The 26,810-nt window shown below is 50.7% G+C and carries 45 protein-coding genes and 1 pseudogene; 40 read left to right on the plus strand and 6 right to left on the minus strand.

Translation table 11 applies throughout. The features are described from left to right. The first annotated feature begins 45 nt into the window (after window positions 1-45). From tuf to VH86_RS26380, 34 genes and pseudogenes are all read left to right on the plus strand, one after another. On the plus strand, window positions 46-1,230 hold the full coding sequence (tuf, locus tag VH86_RS19040; RefSeq protein ID WP_034830763.1) for an elongation factor Tu: 1,185 nt from the start codon (window positions 46-48) through the stop codon (window positions 1,228-1,230). 176 nt (window positions 1,231-1,406) lie between these two features. Further along, window positions 1,407-1,601, plus strand: coding sequence for a bacterioferritin-associated ferredoxin (gene bfd / locus VH86_RS19045; protein ID WP_034830760.1), 195 nt, complete (start codon window positions 1,407-1,409; stop codon window positions 1,599-1,601). A gap of 104 nt (window positions 1,602-1,705) precedes the next feature. Then, a complete protein-coding gene (bfr, locus tag VH86_RS19050) occupies window positions 1,706-2,188 on the plus strand; it encodes a bacterioferritin (RefSeq protein ID WP_034830757.1) in 483 nt (160 codons plus the stop codon). Between the two features lie 323 nt (window positions 2,189-2,511). Further along, window positions 2,512-2,823, plus strand: a complete 312-nt coding sequence (gene rpsJ, locus VH86_RS19055; protein ID WP_006120582.1) for a 30S ribosomal protein S10 — start codon at window positions 2,512-2,514, stop codon at window positions 2,821-2,823. A gap of 32 nt (window positions 2,824-2,855) precedes the next feature. Further along, on the plus strand, window positions 2,856-3,482 hold the full coding sequence (gene rplC / locus VH86_RS19060) for a 50S ribosomal protein L3 (RefSeq protein WP_038644330.1): 627 nt from the start codon (window positions 2,856-2,858) through the stop codon (window positions 3,480-3,482). Between the two features lie 10 nt (window positions 3,483-3,492). Continuing rightward, complete coding sequence (rplD, locus tag VH86_RS19065; RefSeq protein ID WP_034830751.1) at window positions 3,493-4,098, plus strand: 50S ribosomal protein L4; 606 nt, start codon at window positions 3,493-3,495, stop codon at window positions 4,096-4,098. Then, window positions 4,095-4,397 (plus strand): 50S ribosomal protein L23, encoded by a 303-nt coding sequence (rplW, locus tag VH86_RS19070; protein ID WP_034830749.1) that lies wholly within the window; start codon window positions 4,095-4,097, stop codon window positions 4,395-4,397. The genes rplD and rplW overlap by 4 nt, the downstream gene beginning before the upstream one ends. Window positions 4,398-4,414: 17 nt before the next feature. Then, window positions 4,415-5,236: a 50S ribosomal protein L2 gene (gene rplB / locus VH86_RS19075; protein WP_034830746.1), complete on the plus strand. Its 822-nt coding sequence runs from the start codon at window positions 4,415-4,417 to the stop codon at window positions 5,234-5,236. 16 nt (window positions 5,237-5,252) lie between these two features. Then, window positions 5,253-5,531 carry a 30S ribosomal protein S19 gene (rpsS, locus tag VH86_RS19080; RefSeq protein WP_001138115.1) on the plus strand — a complete coding sequence of 93 codons (279 nt, stop codon included), beginning with the start codon at window positions 5,253-5,255 and terminating at the stop codon, window positions 5,529-5,531. A 13-nt stretch (window positions 5,532-5,544) separates the two neighbouring features. Continuing rightward, on the plus strand, window positions 5,545-5,877 hold the full coding sequence (rplV, locus tag VH86_RS19085) for a 50S ribosomal protein L22 (protein WP_007891659.1): 333 nt from the start codon (window positions 5,545-5,547) through the stop codon (window positions 5,875-5,877). 17 nt (window positions 5,878-5,894) lie between these two features. Further along, the gene (gene rpsC / locus VH86_RS19090) at window positions 5,895-6,593 is read left to right on the plus strand and encodes a 30S ribosomal protein S3 (protein ID WP_034830744.1); all 699 of its coding nucleotides are present in this window, start codon (window positions 5,895-5,897) and stop codon (window positions 6,591-6,593) included. A gap of 12 nt (window positions 6,594-6,605) precedes the next feature. After that, complete coding sequence (gene rplP, locus VH86_RS19095) at window positions 6,606-7,016, plus strand: 50S ribosomal protein L16 (protein WP_002438716.1); 411 nt, start codon at window positions 6,606-6,608, stop codon at window positions 7,014-7,016. Next, a complete protein-coding gene (rpmC, locus tag VH86_RS19100) occupies window positions 7,016-7,204 on the plus strand; it encodes a 50S ribosomal protein L29 (protein WP_034830743.1) in 189 nt (62 codons plus the stop codon). Before rplP ends, rpmC begins: the two co-directional genes overlap by 1 nt. Beyond that, a complete protein-coding gene (gene rpsQ, locus VH86_RS19105; RefSeq protein WP_008104738.1) occupies window positions 7,204-7,458 on the plus strand; it encodes a 30S ribosomal protein S17 in 255 nt (84 codons plus the stop codon). Before rpmC ends, rpsQ begins: the two co-directional genes overlap by 1 nt. 169 nt (window positions 7,459-7,627) lie before the next feature. Further along, complete coding sequence (gene rplN, locus VH86_RS19110) at window positions 7,628-7,999, plus strand: 50S ribosomal protein L14 (RefSeq protein ID WP_006120590.1); 372 nt, start codon at window positions 7,628-7,630, stop codon at window positions 7,997-7,999. 10 nt (window positions 8,000-8,009) lie between these two features. Continuing rightward, a complete protein-coding gene (rplX, locus tag VH86_RS19115; RefSeq protein WP_034830741.1) occupies window positions 8,010-8,324 on the plus strand; it encodes a 50S ribosomal protein L24 in 315 nt (104 codons plus the stop codon). Window positions 8,325-8,338: 14 nt separating this feature from the next. Continuing rightward, the gene (rplE, locus tag VH86_RS19120) at window positions 8,339-8,878 is read left to right on the plus strand and encodes a 50S ribosomal protein L5 (protein ID WP_013510763.1); all 540 of its coding nucleotides are present in this window, start codon (window positions 8,339-8,341) and stop codon (window positions 8,876-8,878) included. A 14-nt stretch (window positions 8,879-8,892) separates the two neighbouring features. Beyond that, the gene (gene rpsN / locus VH86_RS19125) at window positions 8,893-9,198 is read left to right on the plus strand and encodes a 30S ribosomal protein S14 (protein WP_007891666.1); all 306 of its coding nucleotides are present in this window, start codon (window positions 8,893-8,895) and stop codon (window positions 9,196-9,198) included. A gap of 32 nt (window positions 9,199-9,230) precedes the next feature. Beyond that, a complete protein-coding gene (gene rpsH / locus VH86_RS19130; protein ID WP_007891668.1) occupies window positions 9,231-9,623 on the plus strand; it encodes a 30S ribosomal protein S8 in 393 nt (130 codons plus the stop codon). A gap of 12 nt (window positions 9,624-9,635) precedes the next feature. Beyond that, a complete protein-coding gene (rplF, locus tag VH86_RS19135; protein ID WP_038644335.1) occupies window positions 9,636-10,169 on the plus strand; it encodes a 50S ribosomal protein L6 in 534 nt (177 codons plus the stop codon). Between the two features lie 9 nt (window positions 10,170-10,178). After that, on the plus strand, window positions 10,179-10,532 hold the full coding sequence (rplR, locus tag VH86_RS19140) for a 50S ribosomal protein L18 (protein WP_008104733.1): 354 nt from the start codon (window positions 10,179-10,181) through the stop codon (window positions 10,530-10,532). Between the two features lie 14 nt (window positions 10,533-10,546). Beyond that, the gene (gene rpsE / locus VH86_RS19145) at window positions 10,547-11,047 is read left to right on the plus strand and encodes a 30S ribosomal protein S5 (protein ID WP_007891679.1); all 501 of its coding nucleotides are present in this window, start codon (window positions 10,547-10,549) and stop codon (window positions 11,045-11,047) included. 5 nt (window positions 11,048-11,052) lie between these two features. Continuing rightward, the gene (gene rpmD, locus VH86_RS19150) at window positions 11,053-11,232 is read left to right on the plus strand and encodes a 50S ribosomal protein L30 (protein WP_021186404.1); all 180 of its coding nucleotides are present in this window, start codon (window positions 11,053-11,055) and stop codon (window positions 11,230-11,232) included. A 3-nt stretch (window positions 11,233-11,235) separates the two neighbouring features. Next, window positions 11,236-11,670, plus strand: coding sequence for a 50S ribosomal protein L15 (rplO, locus tag VH86_RS19155; RefSeq protein ID WP_034830738.1), 435 nt, complete (start codon window positions 11,236-11,238; stop codon window positions 11,668-11,670). Between the two features lie 7 nt (window positions 11,671-11,677). After that, window positions 11,678-13,009, plus strand: a complete 1,332-nt coding sequence (secY, locus tag VH86_RS19160) for a preprotein translocase subunit SecY (protein WP_007891686.1) — start codon at window positions 11,678-11,680, stop codon at window positions 13,007-13,009. Window positions 13,010-13,041: 32 nt separating this feature from the next. Further along, complete coding sequence (gene rpmJ, locus VH86_RS19165; RefSeq protein WP_004160566.1) at window positions 13,042-13,158, plus strand: 50S ribosomal protein L36; 117 nt, start codon at window positions 13,042-13,044, stop codon at window positions 13,156-13,158. Between the two features lie 146 nt (window positions 13,159-13,304). Next, a complete protein-coding gene (gene rpsM, locus VH86_RS19170; protein WP_034830736.1) occupies window positions 13,305-13,661 on the plus strand; it encodes a 30S ribosomal protein S13 in 357 nt (118 codons plus the stop codon). 16 nt (window positions 13,662-13,677) lie between these two features. Further along, window positions 13,678-14,067 (plus strand): 30S ribosomal protein S11, encoded by a 390-nt coding sequence (rpsK, locus tag VH86_RS19175; RefSeq protein ID WP_004160563.1) that lies wholly within the window; start codon window positions 13,678-13,680, stop codon window positions 14,065-14,067. A 31-nt stretch (window positions 14,068-14,098) separates the two neighbouring features. Further along, complete coding sequence (rpsD, locus tag VH86_RS19180; RefSeq protein ID WP_007891687.1) at window positions 14,099-14,719, plus strand: 30S ribosomal protein S4; 621 nt, start codon at window positions 14,099-14,101, stop codon at window positions 14,717-14,719. A 25-nt stretch (window positions 14,720-14,744) separates the two neighbouring features. Then, window positions 14,745-15,734: a DNA-directed RNA polymerase subunit alpha gene (gene rpoA / locus VH86_RS19185; RefSeq protein WP_007891688.1), complete on the plus strand. Its 990-nt coding sequence runs from the start codon at window positions 14,745-14,747 to the stop codon at window positions 15,732-15,734. Window positions 15,735-15,774: 40 nt separating this feature from the next. After that, the gene (rplQ, locus tag VH86_RS19190; RefSeq protein ID WP_003850180.1) at window positions 15,775-16,161 is read left to right on the plus strand and encodes a 50S ribosomal protein L17; all 387 of its coding nucleotides are present in this window, start codon (window positions 15,775-15,777) and stop codon (window positions 16,159-16,161) included. 110 nt (window positions 16,162-16,271) lie between these two features. Continuing rightward, window positions 16,272-16,643 (plus strand): DUF1992 domain-containing protein, encoded by a 372-nt coding sequence (locus VH86_RS19195; RefSeq protein ID WP_045833797.1) that lies wholly within the window; start codon window positions 16,272-16,274, stop codon window positions 16,641-16,643. Window position 16,644: 1 nt separating this feature from the next. Further along, window positions 16,645-17,082, plus strand: a complete 438-nt coding sequence (gene zntR / locus VH86_RS19200) for a Zn(2+)-responsive transcriptional regulator (protein ID WP_045816956.1) — start codon at window positions 16,645-16,647, stop codon at window positions 17,080-17,082. A gap of 50 nt (window positions 17,083-17,132) precedes the next feature. Next, a pseudogene (locus VH86_RS26380) lies at window positions 17,133-17,330 on the plus strand (alternative ribosome-rescue factor A); the annotation flags it as partial. A gap of 38 nt (window positions 17,331-17,368) precedes the next feature. Here VH86_RS26380 and mscL read toward each other — a convergent pair. The 5 genes from mscL to def form a co-directional block, all read right to left on the minus strand. After that, the gene (gene mscL / locus VH86_RS19205; protein WP_034830732.1) at window positions 17,369-17,782 is read right to left on the minus strand and encodes a large-conductance mechanosensitive channel protein MscL; all 414 of its coding nucleotides are present in this window, start codon (window positions 17,780-17,782) and stop codon (window positions 17,369-17,371) included. A gap of 111 nt (window positions 17,783-17,893) precedes the next feature. Continuing rightward, complete coding sequence (gene trkA, locus VH86_RS19210; protein ID WP_045833798.1) at window positions 17,894-19,270, minus strand: Trk system potassium transporter TrkA; 1,377 nt, start codon at window positions 19,268-19,270, stop codon at window positions 17,894-17,896. 31 nt (window positions 19,271-19,301) lie between these two features. After that, window positions 19,302-20,588 carry a 16S rRNA (cytosine(967)-C(5))-methyltransferase RsmB gene (gene rsmB, locus VH86_RS19215; RefSeq protein ID WP_045833799.1) on the minus strand — a complete coding sequence of 429 codons (1,287 nt, stop codon included), beginning with the start codon at window positions 20,586-20,588 and terminating at the stop codon, window positions 19,302-19,304. Window positions 20,589-20,631: 43 nt separating this feature from the next. After that, window positions 20,632-21,576 carry a methionyl-tRNA formyltransferase gene (gene fmt / locus VH86_RS19220; protein ID WP_038644343.1) on the minus strand — a complete coding sequence of 315 codons (945 nt, stop codon included), beginning with the start codon at window positions 21,574-21,576 and terminating at the stop codon, window positions 20,632-20,634. 21 nt (window positions 21,577-21,597) lie between these two features. After that, window positions 21,598-22,110 carry a peptide deformylase gene (gene def / locus VH86_RS19225; RefSeq protein ID WP_034830726.1) on the minus strand — a complete coding sequence of 171 codons (513 nt, stop codon included), beginning with the start codon at window positions 22,108-22,110 and terminating at the stop codon, window positions 21,598-21,600. Between the two features lie 112 nt (window positions 22,111-22,222). On the opposite strand from def, the gene dprA reads away from it, so the two are divergent. Genes dprA through VH86_RS25240 form a run of 6 tightly spaced genes read left to right on the plus strand, consistent with a single transcriptional unit; the run spans window position 22,223 to window position 26,010 of the window. Next, on the plus strand, window positions 22,223-23,347 hold the full coding sequence (dprA, locus tag VH86_RS19230) for a DNA-protecting protein DprA (protein WP_045833800.1): 1,125 nt from the start codon (window positions 22,223-22,225) through the stop codon (window positions 23,345-23,347). Then, complete coding sequence (gene smg / locus VH86_RS19235) at window positions 23,319-23,792, plus strand: DUF494 family protein Smg (RefSeq protein ID WP_034830723.1); 474 nt, start codon at window positions 23,319-23,321, stop codon at window positions 23,790-23,792. Before dprA ends, smg begins: the two co-directional genes overlap by 29 nt. Before the next feature lie 24 nt (window positions 23,793-23,816). After that, the gene (locus VH86_RS25235; protein ID WP_072050628.1) at window positions 23,817-24,371 is read left to right on the plus strand and encodes a type I DNA topoisomerase; all 555 of its coding nucleotides are present in this window, start codon (window positions 23,817-23,819) and stop codon (window positions 24,369-24,371) included. Beyond that, complete coding sequence (gene tsaC, locus VH86_RS19245; RefSeq protein WP_045833801.1) at window positions 24,368-24,943, plus strand: L-threonylcarbamoyladenylate synthase type 1 TsaC; 576 nt, start codon at window positions 24,368-24,370, stop codon at window positions 24,941-24,943. Before VH86_RS25235 ends, tsaC begins: the two co-directional genes overlap by 4 nt. A 3-nt stretch (window positions 24,944-24,946) precedes the next feature. After that, entirely contained in the window at window positions 24,947-25,765 is an 819-nt protein-coding gene (gene aroE / locus VH86_RS19250; protein ID WP_038644347.1) for a shikimate dehydrogenase, read from the plus strand. Window positions 25,766-25,818: 53 nt separating this feature from the next. Continuing rightward, window positions 25,819-26,010 carry a DUF1488 domain-containing protein gene (locus VH86_RS25240; protein WP_231647292.1) on the plus strand — a complete coding sequence of 64 codons (192 nt, stop codon included), beginning with the start codon at window positions 25,819-25,821 and terminating at the stop codon, window positions 26,008-26,010. Here VH86_RS25240 and VH86_RS19255 read toward each other — a convergent pair. Continuing rightward, window positions 25,986-26,540: a gamma carbonic anhydrase family protein gene (locus tag VH86_RS19255; protein ID WP_038644350.1), complete on the minus strand. Its 555-nt coding sequence runs from the start codon at window positions 26,538-26,540 to the stop codon at window positions 25,986-25,988. The two genes, VH86_RS25240 and VH86_RS19255, sit on opposite strands and share 25 nt — an antisense overlap. Window positions 26,541-26,810 lie beyond the last annotated feature (270 nt).

Below are 26,810 nucleotides of genomic sequence, written 5' to 3' on the forward strand. Positions count from 1 at the left end.
GATGCCTTCATGACTCATGAAGGCACAACGTAAGGAATTATCGCCATGGCGAAAGAGCAATTTCAGCGTAACAAACTGCACGTAAACGTTGGCACCATCGGTCACGTTGACCATGGTAAAACCACTCTGACTGCAGCTATCACCACCGTTCTGGCTAAAACCTACGGCGGCTCTGCTAAAGCGTTCGATCAGATCGATAACGCACCAGAAGAGAAAGCTCGTGGTATCACCATCAACACTTCACACGTTGAATATGAAACCCCGACTCGCCACTACGCACACGTTGACTGCCCAGGCCACGCCGACTATGTGAAAAACATGATCACCGGTGCTGCGCAGATGGACGGCGCGATCCTGGTTGTTGCTGCGACTGATGGCCCAATGCCACAGACCCGTGAGCACATCCTGCTGGGTCGTCAGGTTGGCGTTCCTTACATCATCGTGTTCCTGAACAAGTGCGACATGGTTGATGATGAAGAGCTGCTGGAACTGGTAGAGATGGAAGTTCGCGATCTGCTGTCAGCATACGACTTCCCAGGCGACGATACTCCAATCGTACGCGGTTCTGCTCTGCAGGCACTGAACGGTGTTGCTGAGTGGGAAGAGAAGATCATTGAGCTGGCTGGTCACCTGGATAACTACATCCCAGAGCCAGTACGTGCAATCGACCTGCCGTTCCTGCTGCCAATCGAAGACGTATTCTCAATCTCAGGCCGTGGTACTGTTGTAACCGGTCGTGTTGAGCGCGGTATCGTTAAAGTGGGCGACGAAGTTGAAATCGTTGGTATCAAGGCGACTGTTAAGTCTACCTGTACTGGCGTTGAAATGTTCCGTAAGCTGCTGGACCAGGGTCAGGCGGGTGAAAACTGTGGTGTTCTGCTGCGCGGTATCAAGCGTGAAGACATCCAGCGTGGTCAGGTACTGGCTAAGCCAGGCACCATCAAGCCACACACCAAGTTCGTATCAGAAGTATACGTCCTGTCTAAAGACGAAGGCGGCCGTCATACTCCGTTCTTCAAAGGCTACCGTCCACAGTTCTACTTCCGTACTACTGACGTGACTGGTAACGTTGAGCTGCCAGAAGGCGTTGAGATGGTAATGCCAGGCGACAACGTGAAAATGACCGTTGAGCTGATCCACCCAATCGCGATGGACCAGGGTCTGCGATTCGCAATCCGTGAAGGCGGCCGTACTGTTGGTGCGGGCGTTGTTGCTGAAGTTCTGGCTTAATCGCGGAATGTCGGTGGCTGCCTGGGTAGCCGCCGCAGCACGAAAAGAGAGCACTTCGGTGCTCTTTTTTTTGTCTGAAATTCGCCACTCAAGCCAATCCCACACAAAAGCTACGTTTGAAATAAAAACCATTCTCATTTACACTTTGATCAGAATTTGTACTGGAGTCGCAGTAAATGTACGTCTGTCTGTGTAATGCCGTGAGTGACAAAACCCTCCGTGAAGTAGTGCGTCGCTATCAGCCCAAATCGATCCAACATCTTCGTCAACTGGTTCCTATCGGAAAACAGTGTGGTAAGTGCATCCGTTTTGCGCGCGAGATTATGGATGATGAGCTGCAGAAGGTACCGCTGTACAAAGAAATCGCTTAGGTCGACTCGGCATCCTCTGGCAATAACCACAAAAACAGTCCTGTTTTTTTGACTTCTTTTTATCCGCATCTACGATCTATTTACCTGGAAGCGGAGGAAGCAAAATGAAGGGCGACAGTAAAATCATAACTCATCTCAATAAACTGCTGGGGAATGAACTGGTTGCGATTAATCAGTACTTTCTTCATGCACGTATGTTCAAAAACTGGGGGCTTATTCGCCTCAACGATGTCGAGTATCACGAATCCATCGATGAAATGAAGCATGCGGACAAATACATTGAGCGCATTCTTTTTCTTGAAGGGATTCCAAATTTGCAGGATCTCGGCCGGTTGCGTATTGGTGAAGATGTACCGGAAATGCTGCAGTCCGATCTGACGTTGGAGTTAGAAGGGGCGAAGGATTTACGTGAAGCGATTGCCTATGCCGACAAGGTACATGACTACGTAAGCCGCGACATGATGATTGAGATTCTGGGCGAGGAAGAGCATCACATTGACTGGCTGGAAACCGAACTCGACCTGATTCAAAAACTCGGTTTGCAGAATTACCTGCAGGCGCAATTAAAAGAAGAAAGCACAGACTAAAACCCTTTCGTTGTAGCAATGTCACAGAGCCTGTAAGGGGAAATATCGAGCCCCATACAGGCTTTTTCGCATTTAGTCCGCAATTGATGTGGTTAAAAACGCATCACGGGTTGCTTCCTGAACTGATTTGCGTATAATGCGCGGGCCTGCCGATATTGGTATGGCGCGATTCGAGCAGAATCGCAGGTGATAGCAAGCGATGTATCACCTGACAATACTCCCGATTGGGGAGTTATATGCTGAACGATTACACTCCTCCATCAATCGTAATGGGTGTGGGTAGTAATTCTTTTCGTTTATAAAATGTTTGGAGCCTTGGTCTCATGTCGAACCAAAGAATCCGTATCCGTCTTAAAGCGTTTGATCATCGCCTGATCGATCAATCAACCGCGGAAATCGTTGAGACTGCCAAGCGCACTGGTGCGCAGGTACGTGGTCCGATCCCGCTGCCAACTCGCAAAGAGCGTTTCACCGTTCTGATCTCTCCGCACGTTAACAAAGACGCGCGCGATCAGTACGAGATCCGTACTCACAAGCGTCTGGTAGACATCGTTGAGCCAACTGAAAAAACCGTTGATGCACTGATGCGTCTGGATCTGGCTGCCGGTGTTGACGTGCAGATCAGCCTGGGTTAATCAGGTCATCGAGCGATTGAGAGGTTGATACAATGATTGGTTTAGTCGGTAAAAAAGTGGGCATGACTCGCATCTTCACTGAAGATGGCGTTTCAATCCCAGTAACCGTAATCGAAGTTGAAGCAAACCGCGTTACTCAGGTCAAAGGCCTGGAAAACGACGGTTACCAGGCTATCCAGGTGACCACCGGTGCTAAAAAAGCAAACCGTGTGAGCAAGCCGGAAGCAGGTCATTTTGCTAAAGCTGGCGTTGAAGCTGGCCGTGGTCTGTGGGAATTCCGCACCGAAGGTGAAGAGTACTCAGTAGGCCAGAGCATCAGTGTTGAAATTTTCGCTGACGTTAAAAAAGTAGACGTTACCGGTACCTCTAAAGGTAAAGGTTTCGCAGGTACCGTTAAGCGCTGGAACTTCCGTACCCAGGACGCTACACACGGTAACTCCTTGTCTCACCGCGTTCCGGGTTCTATCGGTCAGAACCAGACTCCGGGCAAAGTGTTCAAAGGCAAGAAAATGGCTGGTCAACTGGGTAACGAGCGCGTAACCGTTCAGAGCCTGGAAGTGGTACGTGTTGACGCTGAGCGCAACCTGCTGCTGGTCAAAGGTGCTGTCCCGGGTGCAACCGGCAGCGACCTGATTGTTAAACCAGCTGTGAAGGCGTAAGGGGATAGCAATGGAATTAGTACTGAAAGACGCGCAGAGCGCGCTGACTGTTTCCGAAACTACCTTCGGTCGTGATTTCAACGAAGCGCTGGTTCACCAGGTTGTTGTTGCTTATGCCGCTGGTGCTCGTCAGGGTACTCGTGCGCAGAAAACTCGTGCTGAAGTAACTGGTTCAGGCAAAAAGCCTTGGCGCCAGAAAGGTACCGGCCGTGCGCGTTCAGGTTCTGTAAAGAGCCCGATCTGGCGTTCAGGTGGCGTGACCTTCGCTGCGCGTCCACAGGACCACAGTCAAAAAGTTAACAAGAAGATGTACCGCGGCGCGCTGAAAAGCATCCTGTCCGAACTGGTACGTCAGGACCGTCTGATCGTTGTCGAGACGTTCTCTGTAGAAGCGCCTAAAACTAAGCTGCTGGCACAGAAACTGAAAGACATGGCGCTGGAAGATGTGCTGATCATCACCGGTGAACTGGATGAGAATCTGTTCCTGGCTGCGCGTAACCTGTACAAGGTTGACGTGCGTGATGCAGCAGGTATCGACCCAGTTAGCCTGATCGCCTTCGACAAAGTCGTTATGACTGCGGAAGCAGTTAAGCAAGTTGAGGAGATGCTGGCATGATCCGTGAAGAACGTCTGCTAAAAGTAGTGCGTGCACCGCACGTATCTGAAAAAGCATCTACTGCGATGGAAAAAAGCAATACCATCGTTCTCAAAGTTGCTAAAGACGCGACCAAAGCAGAGATCGTTGCTGCTGTTGAGAAGCTGTTCGAAGTTGAAGTTAAAGACGTAAACACCCTGGTTGTTAAGGGCAAAGTTAAGCGTCACGGACAGCGTATCGGTCGTCGTAGCGACTGGAAAAAAGCTTACGTCACCCTGAAGGAAGGCCAGAACCTGGACTTCGTCGGCGGCGCTGAGTAAGTCGGAGGAGAAAGACAATGGCAGTTGTTAAATGTAAACCGACATCTCCGGGTCGTCGTCACGTAGTTAAAGTGGTGAACCCAGAGCTGCACAAGGGCAAACCTTTTGCTCCGCTGTTAGAAAAAAACAGCAAATCCGGTGGTCGTAACAACAATGGTCGTATCACTACCCGTCATATCGGTGGTGGTCACAAGCAGGCTTACCGTATTGTTGACTTCAAACGCAACAAAGATGGTATCCCAGCAGTTGTTGAGCGTCTTGAGTACGATCCGAACCGTTCTGCGAACATCGCACTGGTTCTGTACAAAGATGGCGAGCGCCGTTACATCCTGGCCCCTAAAGGCCTGAAAGCTGGTGATCAGGTTCAATCTGGCGTTGATGCTGCGATTAAAGCAGGTAACACCCTGCCAATGCGTAACATCCCGGTGGGTTCTACCGTTCACAACGTAGAAATGAAACCAGGCAAAGGCGGTCAGATTGCTCGCTCAGCTGGTACTTACGTGCAGATCGTTGCGCGTGATGGTTCCTACGTAACCCTGCGTCTGCGTTCAGGCGAAATGCGTAAAGTCGAAATCGACTGCCGCGCAACCCTGGGCGAAGTCGGTAACGCTGAGCACATGCTGCGCGTTCTGGGTAAAGCTGGTGCAACCCGTTGGCGTGGTGTTCGTCCTACCGTTCGCGGTACTGCGATGAACCCAGTCGATCACCCGCACGGTGGTGGTGAAGGTCGTAACTTTGGTAAGCACCCGGTAACTCCGTGGGGCGTTCAGACCAAAGGTAAGAAGACCCGTAGCAACAAGCGTACTGATAAATTTATCGTACGTCGCCGTAGCAAATAATTTTAGAGGATAAGCCATGCCACGTTCTCTCAAGAAAGGTCCTTTTATTGACCTGCACTTGCTGAAGAAGGTAGAGAAAGCGGTGGAAAGCGGTGACAAGAAGCCCCTGCGCACTTGGTCCCGTCGTTCAACGATCTTCCCTAACATGATCGGTTTGACCATCGCTGTCCATAATGGTCGTCAGCACGTTCCTGTCTTTGTATCCGACGAAATGGTCGGCCACAAACTGGGTGAATTTGCACCGACACGTACTTATCGCGGCCATGCTGCAGATAAGAAAGCCAAGAAGAAATAAGTAGGAGGAAGAGATGGAAACTATTGCTCAACATCGCCATGCTCGTTCTTCTGCTCAGAAGGTCCGCCTTGTTGCTGACCTGATTCGCGGTAAGAAAGTGTCGCAGGCTCTGGATATTCTGACCTACACCAACAAGAAAGCTGCTGTGTTGGTTAAGAAAGTCCTGGAATCTGCCATTGCGAACGCCGAACACAACGATGGCGCTGATATCGACGATCTGAAAGTCGCGAAAATCTTCGTAGACGAAGGCCCAAGCATGAAGCGCATTATGCCGCGTGCGAAAGGTCGTGCAGATCGCATCCTGAAGCGCACCAGCCACATTACTGTGGTTGTGTCCGATCGCTGAGACTCTGGAGACTAGCAATGGGTCAGAAAGTACATCCTAATGGTATTCGCCTGGGTATTGTAAAACCATGGAACTCTACCTGGTTTGCGAACACCAAAGAATTCGCTGACAACCTGGACAGCGATTTTAAAGTACGTCAGTTCCTGACTAAGGAACTGGCTAAAGCGTCTGTATCTCGTATCGTTATCGAGCGTCCGGCTAAGAGCATCCGTGTGACCATTCACACCGCTCGCCCGGGTATCGTTATCGGTAAGAAAGGTGAAGACGTAGAAAAACTGCGCACGGTCGTAGCGAAAATCGCTGGCGTTCCTGCACAGATCAATATCGCCGAAGTCCGTAAACCGGAACTGGACGCTAAATTGGTTGCTGATAGCATCACTTCACAGCTGGAGCGTCGTGTGATGTTCCGTCGTGCTATGAAGCGTGCTGTTCAGAACGCAATGCGTCTGGGCGCGAAGGGTATTAAAGTTGAAGTTAGCGGCCGTTTGGGCGGAGCCGAGATCGCACGTACCGAATGGTACCGTGAAGGTCGCGTGCCACTGCACACTCTGCGTGCAGACATTGACTACAACACCTCTGAAGCGCACACCACTTATGGTGTAATCGGCGTTAAGGTATGGATCTTCAAAGGTGAGATCCTGGGTGGTATGGCTGCTGTTGAACAACCGGAACCGGCTGCTCAACCTAAAAAGCAGCAGCGTAAAGGCCGTAAGTAAGGAGAGTCGCTGATGTTACAACCAAAGCGTACGAAATTCCGTAAAGTGCACAAAGGCCGCAACCGTGGTCTGGCGCAGGGTACGGATGTCAGCTTCGGTACTTTCGGTCTGAAAGCTGTTGGCCGTGGTCGTCTGACTGCTCGTCAGATCGAAGCAGCACGTCGTGCTATGACCCGTGCAGTTAAGCGTCAAGGTAAGATCTGGATCCGTGTATTCCCGGACAAACCGATCACCGAGAAGCCGCTTGAAGTGCGTATGGGTAAAGGTAAGGGTAACGTGGAGTATTGGGTTGCCCTGATCCAACCGGGTAAAGTCCTGTATGAAATGGACGGTGTTCCGGAAGAGCTTGCCCGTGAAGCATTCAAGCTGGCAGCAGCAAAACTGCCTATCAAAACCACCTTTGTTACTAAGACGGTGATGTAATGAAAGCAAATGAGCTGCGTGAAAAAAGCGTTGAAGAGCTGAACGCTGAGCTTCTTAACCTGCTGCGTGAGCAATTCAACCTGCGCATGCAGGCAGCATCCGGCCAGCTGCAGCAGACCCATCTGCTGAAGCAAGTGCGCCGTAATGTTGCACGTGTTAAGACTTTACTGACTGAGAAGGCGGCGTAATGACCGATAAAATCCGTACTCTGCAGGGTCGTGTAATTAGTGACAAAATGCAGAAATCTGCAGTTGTTGCTATCGAACGTGTCGTGAAACACCCGATCTACGGTAAGTTCATCAAGCGTACGACTAAGCTGCACATCCATGACGAGAACAACGAATGTGGAATCGGTGACGTGGTAGAAATCCGCGAAACCCGTCCACTGTCTAAGACTAAGTCTTGGGCGCTGGTTCGCGTTGTAGAGAAAGCGGTTCTGTAATAGAATCCGCTTCCTCTAAAAAATAAAATGAACGGCTCGTCTGAGCCGTTCATTTTTTCTACCCATCTGCGAGATCCGGTGTTATAATGCCGCGCCCTCAATTATGGGGCTTTTTAACGACCTGAGGTTTGGGTCCCGAAGTAGTAGTTGACATTAGCGGAGCACTAAAATGATCCAAGAACAGACTATGCTGAACGTCGCCGACAACTCCGGTGCACGTCGCGTAATGTGTATCAAGGTTCTGGGTGGCTCGCACCGTCGCTACGCAGGCGTCGGCGACATCATTAAAGTTACCATCAAGGAAGCAATTCCTCGCGGTAAAGTTAAGAAAGGTGATGTCCTGAAGGCGGTAGTGGTGCGCACCAGGAAGGGTGTTCGTCGCCCGGACGGTTCTGTCATTCGCTTCGATGGTAATGCATGCGTTATTTTAAACAATAACAGCGAGCAGCCTATCGGTACGCGTATTTTTGGGCCGGTAACTCGTGAACTTCGTACTGAAAAGTTCATGAAAATTATCTCTCTGGCACCAGAAGTACTCTAAGGAGCGAGCAATGGCAGCGAAAATCCGTCGTAACGACGAAGTTATCGTGATTACCGGTAAAGACAAAGGTAAACGCGGTAAAGTAAAGAATGTCCTGACTTCTGGTAAGGTCATCGTTGAAGGTATCAACCTGGTTAAGAAACACCAGAAGCCGGTTCCGGCTCTGAACCAACCAGGCGGCATCGTTGAAAAAGAAGCTGCTATTCAGGTTTCTAACGTTGCAATCTTCAATGCGGCAACCGGCAAGGCTGACCGTGTAGGCTTTAGATTCGAAGAAGGCAAAAAAGTCCGTTTCTTCAAGTCTAATAGCGAAACTATCAAGTAATTTGGAGTAGTACGATGGCGAAACTGCATGATTACTACAAAGACGAAGTAGTCCAGAAACTCATGACTGAGTTCGGCTACAATTCTGTCATGCAAGTCCCTCGGGTCGAGAAGATCACCCTGAACATGGGTGTTGGTGAAGCGATCGCTGACAAGAAACTGCTGGATAACGCAGCAGCTGACCTGGCAGCAATCTCCGGTCAAAAACCGTTGATCACCAAAGCACGCAAATCAGTTGCAGGCTTCAAAATCCGTCAGGGCTATCCGATCGGCTGTAAAGTAACTCTGCGCGGCGAGCGCATGTGGGAGTTCTTTGAGCGCCTGATCACTATTGCTGTTCCACGTATTCGTGACTTCCGCGGCCTGTCTGCTAAGTCTTTCGATGGTCGTGGTAACTACAGCATGGGCGTTCGTGAGCAGATCATCTTCCCAGAAATCGATTATGACAAAGTCGATCGCGTTCGTGGTTTGGATATTACCATTACCACTACTGCGAAATCTGATGATGAAGGCCGTGCTCTGCTGGCTGCCTTTGACTTCCCGTTCCGCAAGTAAGGTAGGGTTACTTAATGGCTAAGCAATCGATGAAAGCACGCGAAGTAAAGCGTGTGAAATTAGCAGACAAGTTCTTCGCTAAGCGCGTTGAACTGAAAGCGATCATTTCTGATGTGAACGCATCCGACGAAGATCGTTGGGATGCCGTTCTCAAGCTGCAGAGTCTGCCGCGTGATTCCAGCCCTTCCCGTCAGCGTAACCGCTGCCGTCAGACAGGTCGTCCGCACGGTTTCCTGCGGAAGTTTGGGTTGAGCCGTATCAAGGTCCGTGAAGCCGCAATGCGCGGTGAAATCCCGGGTCTGAAAAAGGCTAGCTGGTAATTGTCACCATTTGAATCACGGGAGTAACACAGATGAGCATGCAAGATCCGATCGCGGATATGCTGACCCGTATCCGTAACGGTCAGGCCGCGAACAAAGTTGCGGTCTCTATGCCTTCCTCCAAGCTGAAAGTGGCAATTGCCAACGTGCTGAAGGAAGAAGGCTACATTGAAGATTTTAAAATCGAAGGCGACATCAAGTCTGAGCTGGAAGTTACTTTAAAGTATTTCCAGGGCAAGGCTGTGGTAGAGAGCATTCAGCGTGTTAGCCGTCCAGGTCTGCGCATCTATAAGAAAAAAGATGAGCTGCCAAAAGTAATGGCTGGTCTGGGCATCGCTGTAATTTCTACCTCTAAAGGTGTCATGACTGATCGTGCAGCGCGCCAAGCTGGTCTTGGTGGCGAAATTATCTGCTACGTAGCGTAATCGGAGGATAAAATGTCTCGTGTTGCAAAAGCACCTGTCGTTGTTCCTGCGGGCGTAGAGGTAAAACTCAACGGTCAGGAAATTTCGATCAAAGGCAAAAACGGCGAGCTGACTCGTACTATCAACAGTGCTGTAGAAGTTAAGCATGCAGACAACGCCCTGACTTTCGCTCCACGCGAAGGCTTCTCGGACGCTTGGGCACAGGCAGGTACTGCTCGTGCGCTGCTGAACGGCATGGTTATCGGTGTTACCGAAGGCTTCACCAAGAAGCTGCAACTGGTTGGTGTTGGTTATCGTGCAGCTGTTAAAGGCAACTCTGTGAGCTTGGCCCTGGGCTTCTCTCACCCTGTTGACCATGCACTGCCGGCCGGCATCACTGCTGAATGTCCAACTCAGACTGAGATCGTGCTGAAAGGCGCTGATAAACAGCTGATTGGTCAGGTTGCAGCGGATCTGCGCGCCTACCGTCGTCCTGAGCCTTACAAAGGCAAGGGTGTTCGTTACGCCGACGAAGTCGTGCGTACCAAAGAGGCTAAGAAGAAGTAAGGTAACACTATGGATAAGAAATCTGCTCGTATCCGTCGTGCGACCCGTGCACGTCGCAAGCTCAAAGAGCTGGGTGCTACTCGCCTGGTGGTACATCGTACCCCGCGTCATATTTACGCACAGGTGATCGCCCCGAACGGTTCCGAAGTTCTGGTTGCTGCTTCTACTGTAGAAAAAGCTATTGCCGAACAACTGAAGTACACCGGTAACAAAGACGCTGCTGCAGCCGTAGGTAAAGCTCTGGCTGAGCGCGCTGTCGAGAAAGGCATTACTAATGTTTCTTTCGACCGTTCCGGGTTCCAATATCATGGTCGTGTCCAGGCACTGGCAGATGCTGCCCGTGAAGCTGGCCTTCAGTTCTAAGGTAGAGGTCTAAGATGTCAAACATCGAGAAACAAGCTGGCGAACTGCAGGAAAAACTGATCGCGGTAAACCGTGTATCTAAAACTGTAAAAGGTGGTCGTATTTTCTCCTTCACCGCACTGACTGTAGTGGGTGATGGTAACGGCCGCGTTGGTTTTGGTTACGGTAAAGCGCGTGAAGTTCCAGCAGCGATCCAGAAAGCGATGGAGAAAGCCCGTCGCAACATGATTAACGTCGCGCTGACTCACGGCACCCTGCAGCACCCTGTTAAAGGTGCTCACACGGGTTCTCGTGTGTTCATGCAGCCAGCTTCTGAAGGTACCGGTATCATCGCCGGCGGTGCAATGCGCGCTGTTTTAGAAGTTGCTGGAGTACATAACGTTCTGGCTAAAGCGTATGGTTCTACTAACCCGATTAACGTGGTTCGTGCAACTATCGATGGCCTGGGCAATATGAATTCTCCAGAAATGGTCGCTGCCAAGCGTGGTAAATCCGTTGAAGAAATTCTGGGGTAATCACGATGGCTAAGACTATTAAAATTACACAAACCCGCAGTTCAATCGGCCGCCTGCCTAAGCACAAAGCCACTCTGGTTGGCTTGGGTCTGCGTCGTATTGGTCATACCGTTGAGCGTGAAGACACGCCAGCAGTGCGCGGTATGGTTAACGCGATTTCCTACATGCTGAAAGTGGAGGAGTAAGAGATGCGCTTAAACACTCTGTCTCCGGCCGAAGGGTCTAAACACGCTTCTAAGCGTCTGGGTCGTGGTATCGGTTCTGGCCTCGGTAAAACCGGTGGTCGTGGTCACAAAGGTCAGAACTCTCGTTCTGGCGGTGGCGTACGTCGCGGTTTCGAGGGTGGTCAGATGCCTCTGTATCGTCGTCTGCCGAAATTCGGTTTCACCTCTCGCAAAGCAATGGTCACTGCAGAAGTTCGTCTGTCTGACCTGGCGAAAGTTGAAGGCGGTATTGTTGACCTGAATACTCTGAAAGCAGCCAACATCATCGGTGTTCAGATCGAGTTCGCGAAAGTGATTCTGTCTGGTGAAGTTTCTGCACCGGTAACGATTCGTGGTCTGCGTGTCACTAAAGGTGCGCGTGCTGCAATCGAAGCTGCTGGCGGTAAAATCGAGGAATAAGTAGCAGATGGCAAAGCAACCGGGATTAGATTTTCAAAGTGCCAAAGGTGGCTTTGGTGAACTGAAGCGCAGACTTTTGTTTGTTATCGGTGCACTGATTGTCTTCCGTATTGGCTCTTTTATTCCAATCCCTGGTATCGATGCCACTGTACTTGCCAAACTGCTTGAGCAACAGCGTGGCACCATCATTGAAATGTTCAACATGTTCTCTGGTGGTGCTCTCAGTCGTGCCTCAATCTTCGCACTGGGTATTATGCCGTATATTTCGGCCTCTATTATTATCCAGTTGCTGACGGTGGTTCACCCAGCGTTGGCCGAGATTAAGAAAGAGGGTGAAGCTGGTCGTCGTAAGATTAGCCAGTACACTCGCTATGGCACCCTGGTTCTGGCTGTATTCCAGTCGATCGGTATTGCTACCGGTCTGCCGAATATGCCTGGAATGCAAGGCCTGGTAATGAATCCAGGTTTCGCATTCTACTTTACCGCTGTTGTAAGTCTGGTTACCGGGACAATGTTCCTGATGTGGCTGGGCGAACAGATTACTGAACGAGGTATCGGTAACGGTATCTCGATCATTATCTTCGCAGGTATTGTTGCGGGTCTCCCGCCGGCCATTGGCCATACCATCGAGCAAGCGCGGCAAGGTGACCTGCACTTCCTCCTGTTGCTGTTGGTTGCAGTTCTTGTATTTGCAGTGACGTTCTTTGTTATTTTCGTTGAGCGTGGCCAGCGCCGCATTGTGGTCAACTACGCTAAACGTCAGCAAGGTCGTCGTGTATATGCTGCACAGAGCACACATTTACCGTTGAAAGTGAATATGGCGGGTGTAATTCCGGCTATTTTTGCTTCCAGCATTATTCTGTTCCCAGCAACCATCGCGTCATGGTTCGGGGGCGGAACCGGTTGGAACTGGCTGACAACAATTTCGCTGTATTTGCAACCAGGACAGCCGCTTTATGTGCTACTCTATGCGACTGCAATCATCTTCTTCTGTTTCTTCTACACGGCGTTGGTTTTCAACCCACGTGAAACAGCTGATAACTTGAAGAAGTCTGGAGCATTCGTACCGGGAATTCGTCCGGGAGAGCAAACGGCGAAGTATATCGATAAAGTAATGACACGTTTGACCTTAATCGGCGCACTGTACATTACCTTTATCTGCCTGATCCCGGAGTTCATGCGTGATGCCATGAAGGTTCCCTTCTACTTTGGCGGCACATCGCTGCTTATCGTAGTGGTTGTCATCATGGACTTTATGGCTCAAGTGCAAACTCTGATGATGTCGAGTCAGTATGAGTCTGCATTGAAGAAAGCAAACCTGAAAGGCTACGGCCGTTAATTCAGGCGCTTGAGAAGTTACGGAGAGTAAAAATGAAAGTTCGTGCTTCCGTCAAGAAATTATGTCGTAACTGCAAAATCATCCGCCGCGACGGTGTCGTACGTGTGATTTGCAGCGCCGAGCCAAAGCATAAACAGCGCCAAGGCTGATATTGTCACATATTTTTCTTGCAAAGTCGGGTTGAGCTGGCTAGATTAGCCAGCCAATCTTTTGTATGTCGATGCGTTACCATTTGAGTATCCTGAAAACGGGCTTTTCAGCATGGGACGCATTTATTTAATTATAGGAGTGCATAGTGGCCCGTATAGCAGGCATTAACATTCCTGATCAAAAACATACCGTAATCGCATTAACTTCGATCTTCGGTATCGGCAAGACCCGTTCTAAAGCCATCTGTGCTTCAACGGGTATCGCTGAAAATGTTAAGATCAGAGAGCTGTCTGAAGAACAAATTGAACAGCTGCGTGAAGCAGTTGGTAAATTCGTTGTTGAAGGTGATCTGCGCCGTGAAATCACCCTGAGCATCAAGCGTCTGATGGACCTTGGTTGCTATCGTGGTTTACGCCATCGTCGTGGTCTGCCAGTTCGCGGTCAGCGTACTAAGACCAATGCACGTACCCGTAAGGGTCCGCGTAAACCGATCAAGAAATAATCGGGGTGAGTAAATAATGGCAAAGGCACCAGTTCGTGCACGCAAGCGTGTAAGAAAGCAAGTCTCAGATGGCGTGGCTCATGTCCATGCATCTTTTAACAACACCATCGTTACCATTACTGATCGTCAGGGTAACGCACTGGGTTGGGCAACCGCCGGTGGTTCCGGTTTCCGCGGTTCACGTAAATCTACTCCGTTTGCTGCTCAGGTAGCTGCAGAGCGCTGTGCAGAAGCAGTGAAAGATTACGGTATTAAGAATCTGGAAGTTATGGTTAAGGGTCCAGGTCCGGGTCGCGAATCAACAATTCGTGCTCTGAACGCTGCTGGTTTCCGCATCACTAATATTACTGATGTGACTCCAATCCCTCACAACGGTTGTCGTCCGCCGAAAAAACGTCGCGTTTAACGCCCGTTTTTAGGTTAGTTGGAGAAAGAAAATGGCAAGATATTTGGGTCCTAAGCTCAAGCTGAGCCGTCGTGAGGGCACCGACTTATTCCTTAAGTCTGGCGTTCGCGCGATCGATACCAAGTGCAAAATTGAACAACCACCTGGCCAGCACGGTGCGCGTAAACCGCGTCTGTCTGACTACGGCGGTCAGTTACGTGAGAAGCAGAAAGTTCGTCGTATGTACGGCGTGCTTGAGCGTCAGTTCCGTAACTACTACAAAGAAGCAGCACGTCTGAAAGGCAACACCGGTGAAAACCTGTTGGCTCTGCTGGAAGGTCGTCTGGATAACGTTGTTTACCGTATGGGCTTTGGCGCCACTCGTGCAGAAGCACGTCAGCTGGTTAGCCATAAATCTATCCTGGTAAACGGTCGCGTTGTTAACATCGCTTCTTATCAGGTATCTCCGAATGATGTCGTTAGCATCCGTGAGAAAGCCAAACAGCAATCTCGCGTGAAGGCCGCTCTGGAGCTGGCTGAGCAGCGTGAAAAGCCAACCTGGCTGGAAGTTGATGCGACTAAGATGGAAGGTGTGTTCAAGCGTATTCCTGAACGTACTGATCTGTCTGCGGACATTAACGAACACCTGATCGTCGAGCTTTACTCTAAGTAAAGCTTAGTACCAAAGAGAGGACACAATGCAGGGTTCTGTGACAGAGTTTCTAAAACCGCGCCTGGTAGATATCGAGCAAGTGAGTTCGACGCACGCCAAGGTGACCCTTGAGCCGTTAGAGCGTGGCTTTGGCCATACTCTTGGCAACGCACTGCGCCGTATTCTGCTTTCTTCCATGCCGGGTTGCGCGGTGACCGAGGTTGAGATCGATGGCGTGCTCCACGAGTACTCCACCAAAGAGGGCGTACAGGAAGATATCCTGGAAATCCTGCTCAATCTGAAAGGGCTGGCGGTAAGAGTTCAGGGTAAAGATGAAGTCATCCTTACTTTGAATAAATCTGGCATTGGCCCTGTGACTGCAGCCGATATCACCCACGACGGTGATGTCGAAATCGTCAAGCCGCAGCACGTGATCTGCCATCTGACCGATGAAAACGCATCTATTAGCATGCGTATCAAAGTTCAGCGTGGTCGTGGTTATGTGCCGGCTTCTGCCCGAATTCATTCGGAAGAAGATGAGCGCCCAATCGGCCGTCTGTTGGTTGACGCTTGCTACAGCCCTGTAGACCGTATCGCCTACAATGTTGAAGCAGCGCGTGTAGAACAGCGCACCGACCTGGACAAGCTGGTCATCGAAATGGAAACCAACGGCACAATCGATCCTGAAGAGGCGATTCGTCGTGCGGCTACCATCCTGGCAGAACAACTGGAAGCTTTCGTTGACTTACGTGATGTACGTCAGCCGGAAGTGAAAGAAGAGAAACCAGAATTCGATCCGATCCTGCTGCGCCCTGTTGACGATCTGGAATTGACTGTCCGCTCTGCTAACTGCCTCAAGGCAGAAGCTATCCACTACATCGGTGATCTGGTACAGCGTACCGAGGTTGAGCTGCTTAAAACGCCTAACCTTGGTAAAAAATCTCTTACTGAGATTAAAGATGTGCTCGCTTCACGTGGTTTGTCTCTGGGCATGCGCCTGGAAAACTGGCCACCAGCAAGCATTGCTGATGAATAATCAGATCACAGGTTAAGGTTTCACTGAGAAGGATAAGGTCATGCGCCATCGTAAGAGTGGTCGTCAACTGAACCGCAACAGCAGCCATCGTCAGGCTATGTTCCGCAACATGGCCGGTTCTCTGGTTCGTCACGAGATCATCAAAACGACTCTGCCGAAAGCCAAAGAACTGCGTCGCGTAGTTGAGCCGCTGATTACTCTTGCCAAGACCGACAGCGTAGCTAATCGTCGTCTGGCATTCGCCCGCACTCGTGATAACGAGATCGTGGCAAAACTGTTTAACGAGCTGGGCCCGCGTTTCGCGAGCCGTGCCGGTGGTTACACTCGTATTCTGAAGTGTGGCTTCCGTGCTGGTGACAACGCTCCGATGGCTTACATCGAGCTGGTTGATCGTCCAGAAGCTCAAGCAGAAGCTGCTGCAGAGTAATTTGCAGTAACGTAGAAAACCCGCTTCGGCGGGTTTTTTATTGCCTCCAATTCCCCATCTCCCCCATCTTTCGCTATGCTGAACGCTGTTGTCAGTCGCAGAGGTTCATTATGTGGTTAATTGACCAGCTGGTAGAGCAGCAGATACGCGCCGCGCAGGAAAAAGGTGAACTGAGTAATCTACCTGGTGAAGGTGCACCTTTGCAGCTCGAAGACGAAAGTGGCGTGCCGCCAGAGTTACGCACGGCATATCGACTGCTGAAAAACTCAGGTTTTTTACCCCCTGAACTTGAAATGCGCCGCGAAGCTTTGCAACTCAACGATCTTTTACAGCATTTGGATCCTGACGATCATCAAGCCAGTGAACTCAATAAAAGATTAACCCTGCTGGAGATGAAGTTACAGCAGGCCGGTATGAGCACAGATTTTTTACGTGGTGAATATGGCGGGCCCGTTCGGCATCGTCTATTGCAGGAGAAGTAACATGTATAAAATTGGCCAGCTGGCTAAACTTGCGGACGTCACACCTGACACCATACGTTTTTATGAAAAGCAGCAAATGATGGATCATGAGATTCGTACTGAAGGCGGCTTCCGTCTCTATAACGATGATGATCTTCAGCGCTTGCGCTTCATTCGCTATGGGCGTCAGCTCGGTTTTAGCCTGGATTCGATCCGCGGTTTATTATCGATCCGTATCGATCCCGAACACCATACCTGCCAGGAGTCCAAAGCGATCGTAGCCAGACGTCTGGATGAAGTGAATAGTATGATTACCGAGTTGCAAACCATTCAGCGCTCACTAGAACGTTTAGCCGCGACCTGTTGCGGGGAACTACATAGCAGCGCCTGCTGTTCTATCCTTGAAGCGCTGGAAAAAGGTGAAGAGCCGCAGGTGGAAATTTGTTGTAGCAAGGATTGAATTTCACGCAGGAAAGCCTATAGTTGCGCCATTATTAACCGGAGGACACTATGAGTCGCTATCAGCATCGCAAAGGCAAGATTAACGATAACGCTTTGGAGGCACTGTTACATGATCCGCTGTTTCGTCAGCGAGTTGAACAGAATCAGAAAGGGAAAGGCAGCTACCGACGTAAAGATAAACATGCGAAGGGTAGAAACTGGGAGGCCAGTGATAAGCAGAAAAGTTTATCACTGGCCTTCTGCTTTACAGACAAAAAAGCCGCCTGGACATGGCGGCTTTTTTATCACAATTTATCGCTGTTCTGCTGTTTCAACAGATCGCGAATTTCAGTGAGCAACACTTCTTCGTTGGTTGGTTTTGGCGCTGGTTTTTCAACTTCTTTCTTCTGATACAACTTGTTCATCAACTTGATGGCCATAAAGATGGCAAAGGCAACGATGACAAAGTCAAAAATGGTTTGAATAAAGTTACCGTATTCCATTACGACAGCAGGTACATCACCCTCGGCCGGTTTTAGGACCCACTTAAACTGTTTAAAATCGACTCCGCCAATCAGTAATCCCAGTGGTGGCATGATGATATTCGCGACCAGTGATGAAACAATCTTGCCGAAAGCGGCACCGATAATCACACCGACTGCCAAATCAACCACGTTCCCACGCATTGCAAAATCACGAAACTCTTTGAATAAACTCATTGTTATCTCCTTGCCTTGGCCAATGGCTAAAGTCTAACAAACCTTTGTGCAATTGCCATGATAACAGCGGATTAAGCAAAATTATCACGGCGGGCAAACGCCCGCGGAGATTTAGAGGAAGAAAGGACTTGGCTGGAAGAGACGTTCAACATCTGGGACAAACTTCTTATCTGTCAGGAACATAATGACATGGTCGCCCTGCTCAATACGCACATTGTCATTCGCGATGATGACTTCATCACCACGTACGACGGCACCGATTATCGTACCTGGCGGCAGTTTAATATCTTCAATTAAACGGCCCACCACGCGGGACGTGGTCTCTTCTCCGTGTGCGATAGCTTCGATAGCTTCGGCAATACCGCGTCGCAGTGAGGAGACGCCAACAATATCTGCCTTGCGCACGTGACCAAGCAGGGCGGAAATGGTGGCCTGCTGCGGAGAGATGGCAATATCGATCACGCTACCCTGAACCAGATCGACATAAGCACGACGCTGGATCAAAACCATGACCTTTTTCGCTCCCATCTTCTTTGCGAGCATGGCCGACATAATGTTGGCTTCGTCGTCATTGGTGACGGCGATGAAAAGATCCACCTGATCAACATGTTCTTCGGCGAGCAATTCCTGATCTGAAGCATCACCATAAAACACCACGGTGTCGTGCAGACGTTCAGCCAGTTCTGCTGCGCGTTGTTGATTACGTTCAATCAACTTCACGCTGTACTGTTTTTCCAACCGCTGGGCCAAACCAAAACCGATGTTGCCGCCGCCGACCAGCATAATGCGCTTGTAGGGTTTCTCCAGGCGCTGCATTTCGCTCATTACCGCGCGTATATGCTGGCTTGCGGCAATAAAGAAGACTTCATCGCCCGCTTCGACAATCGTTGAACCCTGGGGGCGAATAGGGCGGTCCTGACGGAAAATAGCCGCTACGCGTGTATCGATATGCGGCATATGTTCACGCAAAATGGACAACGGGTTACCGACCAGAGGCCCACCGTAATAGGCTTTAACTACCGCAAGGCTCACTTTTCCTTCGGCAAAGTTAACTACCTGCAATGCGCCAGGATACTGAATCAGGCGATAGATGTTGTCGATCACCAACTGTTCCGGTGAAATCAAATGATCGATCGGCACAGCTTCCGGTACAAACAGCTTTTCGGCATCCCGCAAATATTCCGCCGCGCGAATACGGGCAATTCGGTTCGGTGTATTGAAGAGCGAATAGGCAATCTGACAGGCAATCATGTTGGTTTCGTCGGAATTGGTGACAGCAACCAGCATATCGGCGTCTTCAGCGCCGGCTTCACGCAATATACGTGGATGGGAACCATGGCCGTGCACTACGCGCAGGTCAAATTTGTCCTGCAACGCGCGCAGACGGTTGGCATCCGTATCTACAACCGTGATGTCGTTATTTTCGCCCACCAGGTTTTCAGCAAGCGTGCCGCCAACCTGCCCGGCGCCGAGGATAATAATTTTCATCGTTGAATCGCTCTTGTCAGAATGCGCCGCGCTATTTTTTTATTAATTTAGCGTAAAAGAATCCGTCACCGCCATCAACGCTCGGGAAGACTTGCCACCCATTGATTTGGCCTTCGGGCAGCTGCTCAGCGACAGCATCATCGTGCTCAGCCAGAAAGGCCGCGATCTGCTGATGGTTTTCTTCAGGCAGGATCGAGCAGGTCGCGTAAAGCATCGTGCCGCCGGATTTCAAACGTGGCCAAACTGCATTGAGGATTTCGCGCTGCAGTGTAGCCAGCTCTGGGATATCACGATCACGGCGCAACCATTTAATATCAGGATGACGTCGAATCACACCGGTTGCAGAACAAGGTGCATCCAGCAGAATACGGTCAAATTGCTGGTCGCCGCACCACTCTGCAGGTGTCCGACCATCGCCCTGGCGGACTTCGGCTTGCATGCCCAGGCGCTGTAGATTTTCATGCACGCGAGTCAAACGTTGTTGATCAATATCCACGGCCAGCACGTTTGCCTGAGGGGCGATTTCCAGAATATGCGTGGTCTTGCCGCCAGGTGCTGCACAGAGATCGAGAATGGTTTCATTATTTTGTGGCTCAAGCAGCAGAGCACAGCGCTGTGCAGACAAGTCTTGTACTGTCACCCATCCTTGATCGAAGCCCGGTAACTGACTGACGGGGGCAGGGGATTCAAGACGCAGAGCATCCGGCGCATCGGCGGGGAAAGCTGCTTTATCTTCAGCCTGCAACAGGCTTAGCCACGTATCGCGGCTATGATGCTGACGATTGACGCGCAACCACATCGGCGGACGCTGATTATTGGCGTCAACGATCTGCTGCCAACGATCTGGCCAGGCGGTCTGCAAACGTTTGAGTAACCAACCGGGATGCCAGTAGCGCTGCGGGCCTTGATCCACTTCAGCAAGCAGCGTTTCTTGCTGACGCTGGAACTGACGTAGCACTCCATTGATCAATCCCTTCAGCGCCGTGCGTTTTAGCACTTCTGCACCTGCAACCGTTTCGGCCAGTGCGGCATGTGCTGGCACGCGCGTGTACAGCAACTGATACAACCCAACCATGATCAGGTAGTGCAGCACGCGCTGCTTACCCGTTAGCGTGCGCTCCATCAGTTTGCCAATCAGCGCTTCCAGCTGCGGCAAAGTGCGCATTACGCCAAAGCAGAGTTCCTGCAACAGCGCGCCATCTTTATCAGCCAATGTTTTTTGCGCGCCAGGCAGAATGGCACTGAGTGATTCACCTTTATCTACCACGCGTTCAATGAGTTGCGCGGCAAGGCTACGCAGGTTAGTTGCTTTTTTCATATTCATTCATCAAACAAAAAGCCCGGTTAAACCGGGCTGGAGATCAGGCCAGAAGGGTGCCAGTGGCAAACCATTCACGACGCGAATTCAGCAGATCTTGCGCGGACATGGCTTTCTTACCCGCAGGCTGCAGCGAAAGTAGATTGAGTACGCCGTCAGCGGTGGCAATCTGAATGCCATTTTTATCAGCATGGATGATTTCGCCCGGCCGTTTGTTCTGATGAGGTAAAACGCTAGCCTGCCACACTTTGACGGGCTGATCCTCGATCAGGAAGAAACTCACCGGCCAGGGATTGAAGGCGCGAATGCAGCGCTCAAGCTGTACAGCAGAAAGTGACCAATCAAGACGCGCCTCTTCTTTGCTCAACTTTTCAGCGTAAGAAACCAGTGCTTCATCCTGCACTTCCGGTTGCGCTTTGCCGCTAGCGAGCAGGTCGAGTGTATCCAGCATGCCTTGTGGCCCAAGCTCGGCCAGTTTGTCATACAGTGATGCGCTGGTGTCTTCAGGCGTGATAGGGCAGGAGAGCTTATGCAGCATGTCACCCGTATCCAGACCCACATCCATCTGCATAATGGTCACGCCGGTTTCGCGGTCGCCAGCCCAGAGCGAACGTTGAATAGGTGCCGCACCGCGCCAGCGTGGCAGGAGTGAACCATGGACATTGATGCAGCCGAGTCGCGGCATATCGAGAACGGCCTTCGGCAGAATCAGGCCATAAGCCACCACGACCATGATATCGGCTTGCAAATCCGCGACCAGTTGTTGGTTCTCTTCAGGTTTTAGCGATTTCGGCTGAAACACAGGAACATCGTGTGACTGCGCCAGCACTTTGACGGGACCTGGAGTGAGTTTATTACCTCGCCCCGATGGACGATCGGGCTGAGTAAATACGCCAACCACCTGATGCTCAGAAGCAAGCAGCGCGTCGAGATGACGCGCTGCAAAGTCAGGTGTACCGGCAAAGATAATTTTTAGCGATGCAGACACAGTTTAACCTTCTGTTAGTACTCAGGCTTCGCGTGCATTCATGCGGGCCAGCTTTTCCAGTTTCTGTTTAATGCGCTGACGCTTGAGCGGCGACAGATAATCGATAAACAGCTTGCCATCCAGGTGGTCGATTTCATGCTGAATGCAAATTGCCAGCAGACCATCCGTTTCCAACTCAAAACTTTTACCGTCACGATCCTGCGCACGGACTTTGACCCATTCCGCACGCGGCACAAAGGCACGTTGTTCAGGGATTGAGAGGCAACCCTCTTCAATGCCGGTTTCACCGCTTTTTTCCAGCAGTTCCGGGTTAATCAACACCAGACGTTCGTCTCGATTTTCAGAAACATCGATAACAATGATGCGTTGATGAATGTCGACCTGAGTGGCCGCTAAGCCAATGCCTTCTTCGGCGTACATGGTTTCAAACATGTCATCGACAATGCGCTGAACGTCTGCGTTTACGGTAGCCACCGGCGCAGCGATTTTGCGAAGGCGATCATCAGGGAAATGTAATACCTGCAAAACTGACATAAATATCCAGATCTGTATGCGTTAAAGAAAAGATTACTACCTCATATTGTAGACTTTTTGTGGCCTGATTGACAGCATTGCACCGCATGTGAGCAGGCTTAAGGATGGACGCGTGGAGCGAGTGGAAGGGATACTCCGGCTGGCAAATGTTAAAGGCCTGCGCCGGCATCGCGTAGTGAATCTCGCGCGGAATTTGCAAAACGGTGCCGCCGTCGATGACGAATTACTGCACAGCCATGGTTTGAATGAATTGCAGCGCCAACAGTTTAACGATTATTGCCCACGGCAACTGGCGCGCACGTTACAGTGGCTGGATCAACCTCATCATCATTTAGTCTCCTGCATAGATGCTGATTATCCTGGCCCCCTGGCTGAAATCAGTCAACGCCCCTCATTGCTCTATGTAGCTGGACACCTCTCCGTTTTGCAGACACCGCAATTAGCTGTGGTGGGCAGTCGGCACTGTTCCCACTATGGCAAAGAGTGGGGCACATGGTTTACACAGCAACTTGCACTCAGTGGGTTGACCATCACTAGCGGACTGGCTCGCGGTATTGATGGCGTTGCACACCGTGCAGCCTTGGACGCAAGTGGTAAAACAATCGCAGTGCTGGGCAGCGGCTTGCAACATATCTACCCCAAAAGCCATCAGTCGCTGGCGCAGGCGATCATGGATAACGAAGGGGCTTTAGTCTCTGAATTTCCTCTTGATATGGCACCACATGCTGTTAATTTTCCGCGCCGTAACCGCATTATCAGTGGGTTGAGCCAGGGAGTGCTGGTCGTTGAGGCTTCACTGAAAAGCGGTTCGCTGGTCACGGCTCGCTGCGCGCTGGAACAAAATCGCAATGTTTATGCGTTACCCGGAGCATTGGGTAATGATGGCAGTGAAGGTACGCATTGGTTGATTCAGCAGGGAGCACTGTTGGTTGCCCATCCAAATAACATCCTTGAAGATTTGCATTCCAATTTGCAATGGCTGCCGGCAACCACTTCAGAAACAATATATTCACAAGACAGTGACGATGTTCCATTGCCATTTGCAAGCGTGTTGGCTAACGTAGGTGATGAGGTTACACCTGTTGACGTCGTCGCTGAACGTGCCGGCCAACCTGTGCCAGTTATCGCAGCCCAGTTGCTGGAGCTGGAGTTAGCAGGATGGATCGCAGCTGTACCCGGCGGCTATGTCCGATTGAGGAGGGCATGCCATGTTCGACGTACTTATGTACTTGTTTGAGACCTATATCCACAACGAAGCTGAAATGCGTGTTGACCAGGATAAATTGACCGATGATTTGGCCGATGCGGGTTTTCATCGTGAAGATATCTACAATGCGTTGAATTGGCTTGAACGTTTAGCGGACTATCAGGATGGTCTGGTCGCGCCAGTACAATTGGCTGCCGACCCGCTCTCAATGCGAATTTATACGGACGAGGAATGCCAGCGTCTTGATGCTGATTGTCGCGGTTTTATTTTGTTCCTGGAACAAGTTCAGGTGCTGAATATGGAAACGCGCGAGATGGTCATCGAACGGGTCACGGCTCTTGATACTCAGGAATTCGATCTTGAAGATCTTAAATGGGTGGTGCTGATGGTGCTGTTTAACATCCCTGGATGTGAAAACGCTTATCAGCAGATGGAAGAACTGTTATTCGACGTCAATGAAGGTATGCTGCATTAATTTGCGATTAATGCATCCGGAAATATGAGTAAACCAGCACTATTTTCTGTGCGTAAACACGATCCCTGCCCCGCTTGCGGGGCAGATTTAGTGATACGCAGTGGTAAACACGGCCCGTTTCTTGGCTGTGTGAATTATCCAACCTGTGATTATGTTCGTCCCCTGAAAAATCAGGCCGATGGGCATATCGTTAAAGTGCTGGAAGGGCACGTGTGTCCTCAGTGTGGCGCAGATAAAGTTCTGCGTCAGGGGCGATTTGGGATGTTTGTTGGTTGTAGCCACTATCCTGAATGTGATTACACAGAAACCATCGATAAGCCCGACGAGACCGCGATTGCCTGTCCCCAATGTCAGAACGGAAAGCTGGTTCAGCGCCGTTCGCGCTATGGCAAAACCTTTCACTCCTGCGACCGTTACCCCGATTGCCAATTTGCAATCAATGCAACGCCTGTTGAAGGTATCTGTCCGCATTGCCAGTTTCCCTTATTAATAGAGAAGAAAACCGCACAAGGCATGAAGCGCTTATGCGCCAGCAAACGCTGTGGCAAGCTCATCGCCCAGGACGAAGAACGATCATGAAGCAAAAAGCGTATGTTCCCGGAAGTCTCGAGTTTTGCATCGAGCAACTACAACAGCAGGCGGTTATTGCCTATCCAACAGAAGCGGTATTTGGTTTAGGCTGTGATCCCGATAGCGAAAGCGCCGTCATGGCCTTACTGGCGCTCAAACAGCGTCCGGTTGAGAAAGGGCTTATCCTGATTGCAGCAGATTATGCGCAACTGGAACCCTACATTGCCGATCGTGAGCTCACGGTGCTACAGCGTGAGCGCATGTTTGCTAGCTGGCCAGGGCCGGTGACTTATGTGGTTCCGACAACACCTCATACGCCACGCTGGCTAACAGGACGTTTCGATTCGCTGGCTATCCGCGTTAGCGATCATCCGGATGTGCAGGCACTTTGCCGTGGCTTCGGCAAACCATTGGTGTCTACCAGCGCCAATCTCTCCGGCGAGGCGCCGTGCCGCAATGCTGATGAAGTTGCACAGCAATTCGGTGCTCAATTCCCCGTGTTGCATGCTGCAACGGGCGGGCGGTTAAATCCTTCTGAAATTCGCGACGTTATCAGCGGCGAACTTATTCGTCAGGGTTAATTTATGGAACATTTCGCCGTTTTTGGTCATCCCATTGCACACAGCAAGTCACCTTTTATTCATAGCCTTTTTGCCGAGCAGACAGGAATCGCGCACACCTATGGCCGGGTTTGTGCACCGCTGGAGGGGTTTCCTCAGTCAATTAGCGACTTTTTTACTGTCGGTGGAAAAGGTGCAAATGTCACACTGCCATTTAAACAACAGGCGTGGGAACTGGCCGATGAACTCAGTGAACGTGCAGCCTTATCTGGGGCGGTTAACACCTTAAAGAAAAAGGCAGATGGCTCGATCTTTGGTGATAATACCGATGGGATTGGCCTGCTAAGCGATCTGGAACGATTGAATTTGATCCGTTCTGGTGACCGCATTTTACTGGTGGGAGCCGGTGGTGCAGCTCGAGGTGTGATCCTTCCCCTGCTTTCTTTTGGATGTTCAGTGGTAGTGGTCAACAGAACGGTTGCCCGCGCTGAAGAATTGGCAGATATCTTCCAGCATAGTGGGGATATCCAGGCCAACGGCTTTGCTGAGCTCTCCGGTCAGGCATTTGATCTGATCATCAATGCAACCTCCAGTGGCGTTGAGGGTAAAGTGCCGCCGTTGCCAGACTCATTGATCACCCCGCAAACACGCTGCTACGACATGTTCTATCAGCAAGGACTGACGCCATTCTTATTGTGGTGTCAGCAGCACGGTGCGGGTCAGCTGGCCGATGGATTGGGCATGCTGGTGGGGCAGGCGGCGCATGCTTTCCAACTGTGGCATGGCGTGATGCCAGAAATTACCCCTGTTATTGCTCAATTAAAGCAGGCCATGAAGGAGTGAATCAGGCGATCCATTTTCCCGATCGTGAAAGTTGGGACGAGGAATGAGGAGCGATCGTCTTTCCGGTGCTGGTGCAAGGAATGGGGTTAACTTGTGCTATCAAGCTCGACGGATTACAGGATCGATTTGGAACGGGTGCTGCGATGGCGCTGTTTAGCGCGCATCGCTGGGATCTGGAAGAAGAAGCGGAAGCGCTTATCCGTCAGGATGAGATAGATGATCAAGGTTGGATCTGGCTTTCCTGAGCGAGGTATTCATCTTTCCATCCAACATAATTGCTCGATGAATAGAGCAGACCTGCGATTTCCGCCTCACTCAATGGGCGGATTTGTTTAACCGGGCTGCCTAAATAGAGATAGCCGCTCTCCAGTCTTTTACCCGGCGGAACCAGACTACCCGCTCCAATCATGACATCCTCTTCAACAAACACACCATCCAGCAAAATCGATCCCATGCCAACCAGCACGCGATCGCTGATATGACAGCCGTGCAGCATCGCTTTATGACCGACAGTCACGTCTTCACCAATCACTAAAGGATGCCCTTCCGGGTTGCTGGTGGATTTGTGCGTGACATGTAAAACGCTGCCGTCCTGAATATTGCTTCTTTTACCTATCACGACTTTGTTCACATCACCGCGGATAGCAACCAGTGGCCAGATGCTGACATCGTCGGCGAGCTGCACTTCACCCACCACCACGCTACTGCGATCGATCATTACGCGATCGCCGATTTGTGGAAAATGGTTCTTATAAGGTCGTAGGGCTACAGACATGATCGTTCTCCTTTTGCACTTTTCCCCCTAGCCTGCGGCTTATCAGGCGGGCAAACAAGATGAATTTTGAGCGGATCGCTCGCGATCGCAGCGAAAAGATTGAAAACTCGCCAGTCGATTAAAAAGATCGAAAAAAGGGGTTGTGCAAAAAAATCGGATCCCTATAATGCGCATCCACTGAGACGGCAAAGCGGCAACGCAAGCGGCTCAGCAGGGAGTGAAGAGATTCACCTCGCCAGATAAAACGCTTAAAAAAGTGTTTGACTCTGA

The organism is Pantoea sp. BL1, assembly GCF_000963985.1.
GTDB classification, from domain to species: domain Bacteria; phylum Pseudomonadota; class Gammaproteobacteria; order Enterobacterales; family Enterobacteriaceae; genus Pantoea; species Pantoea rwandensis_B.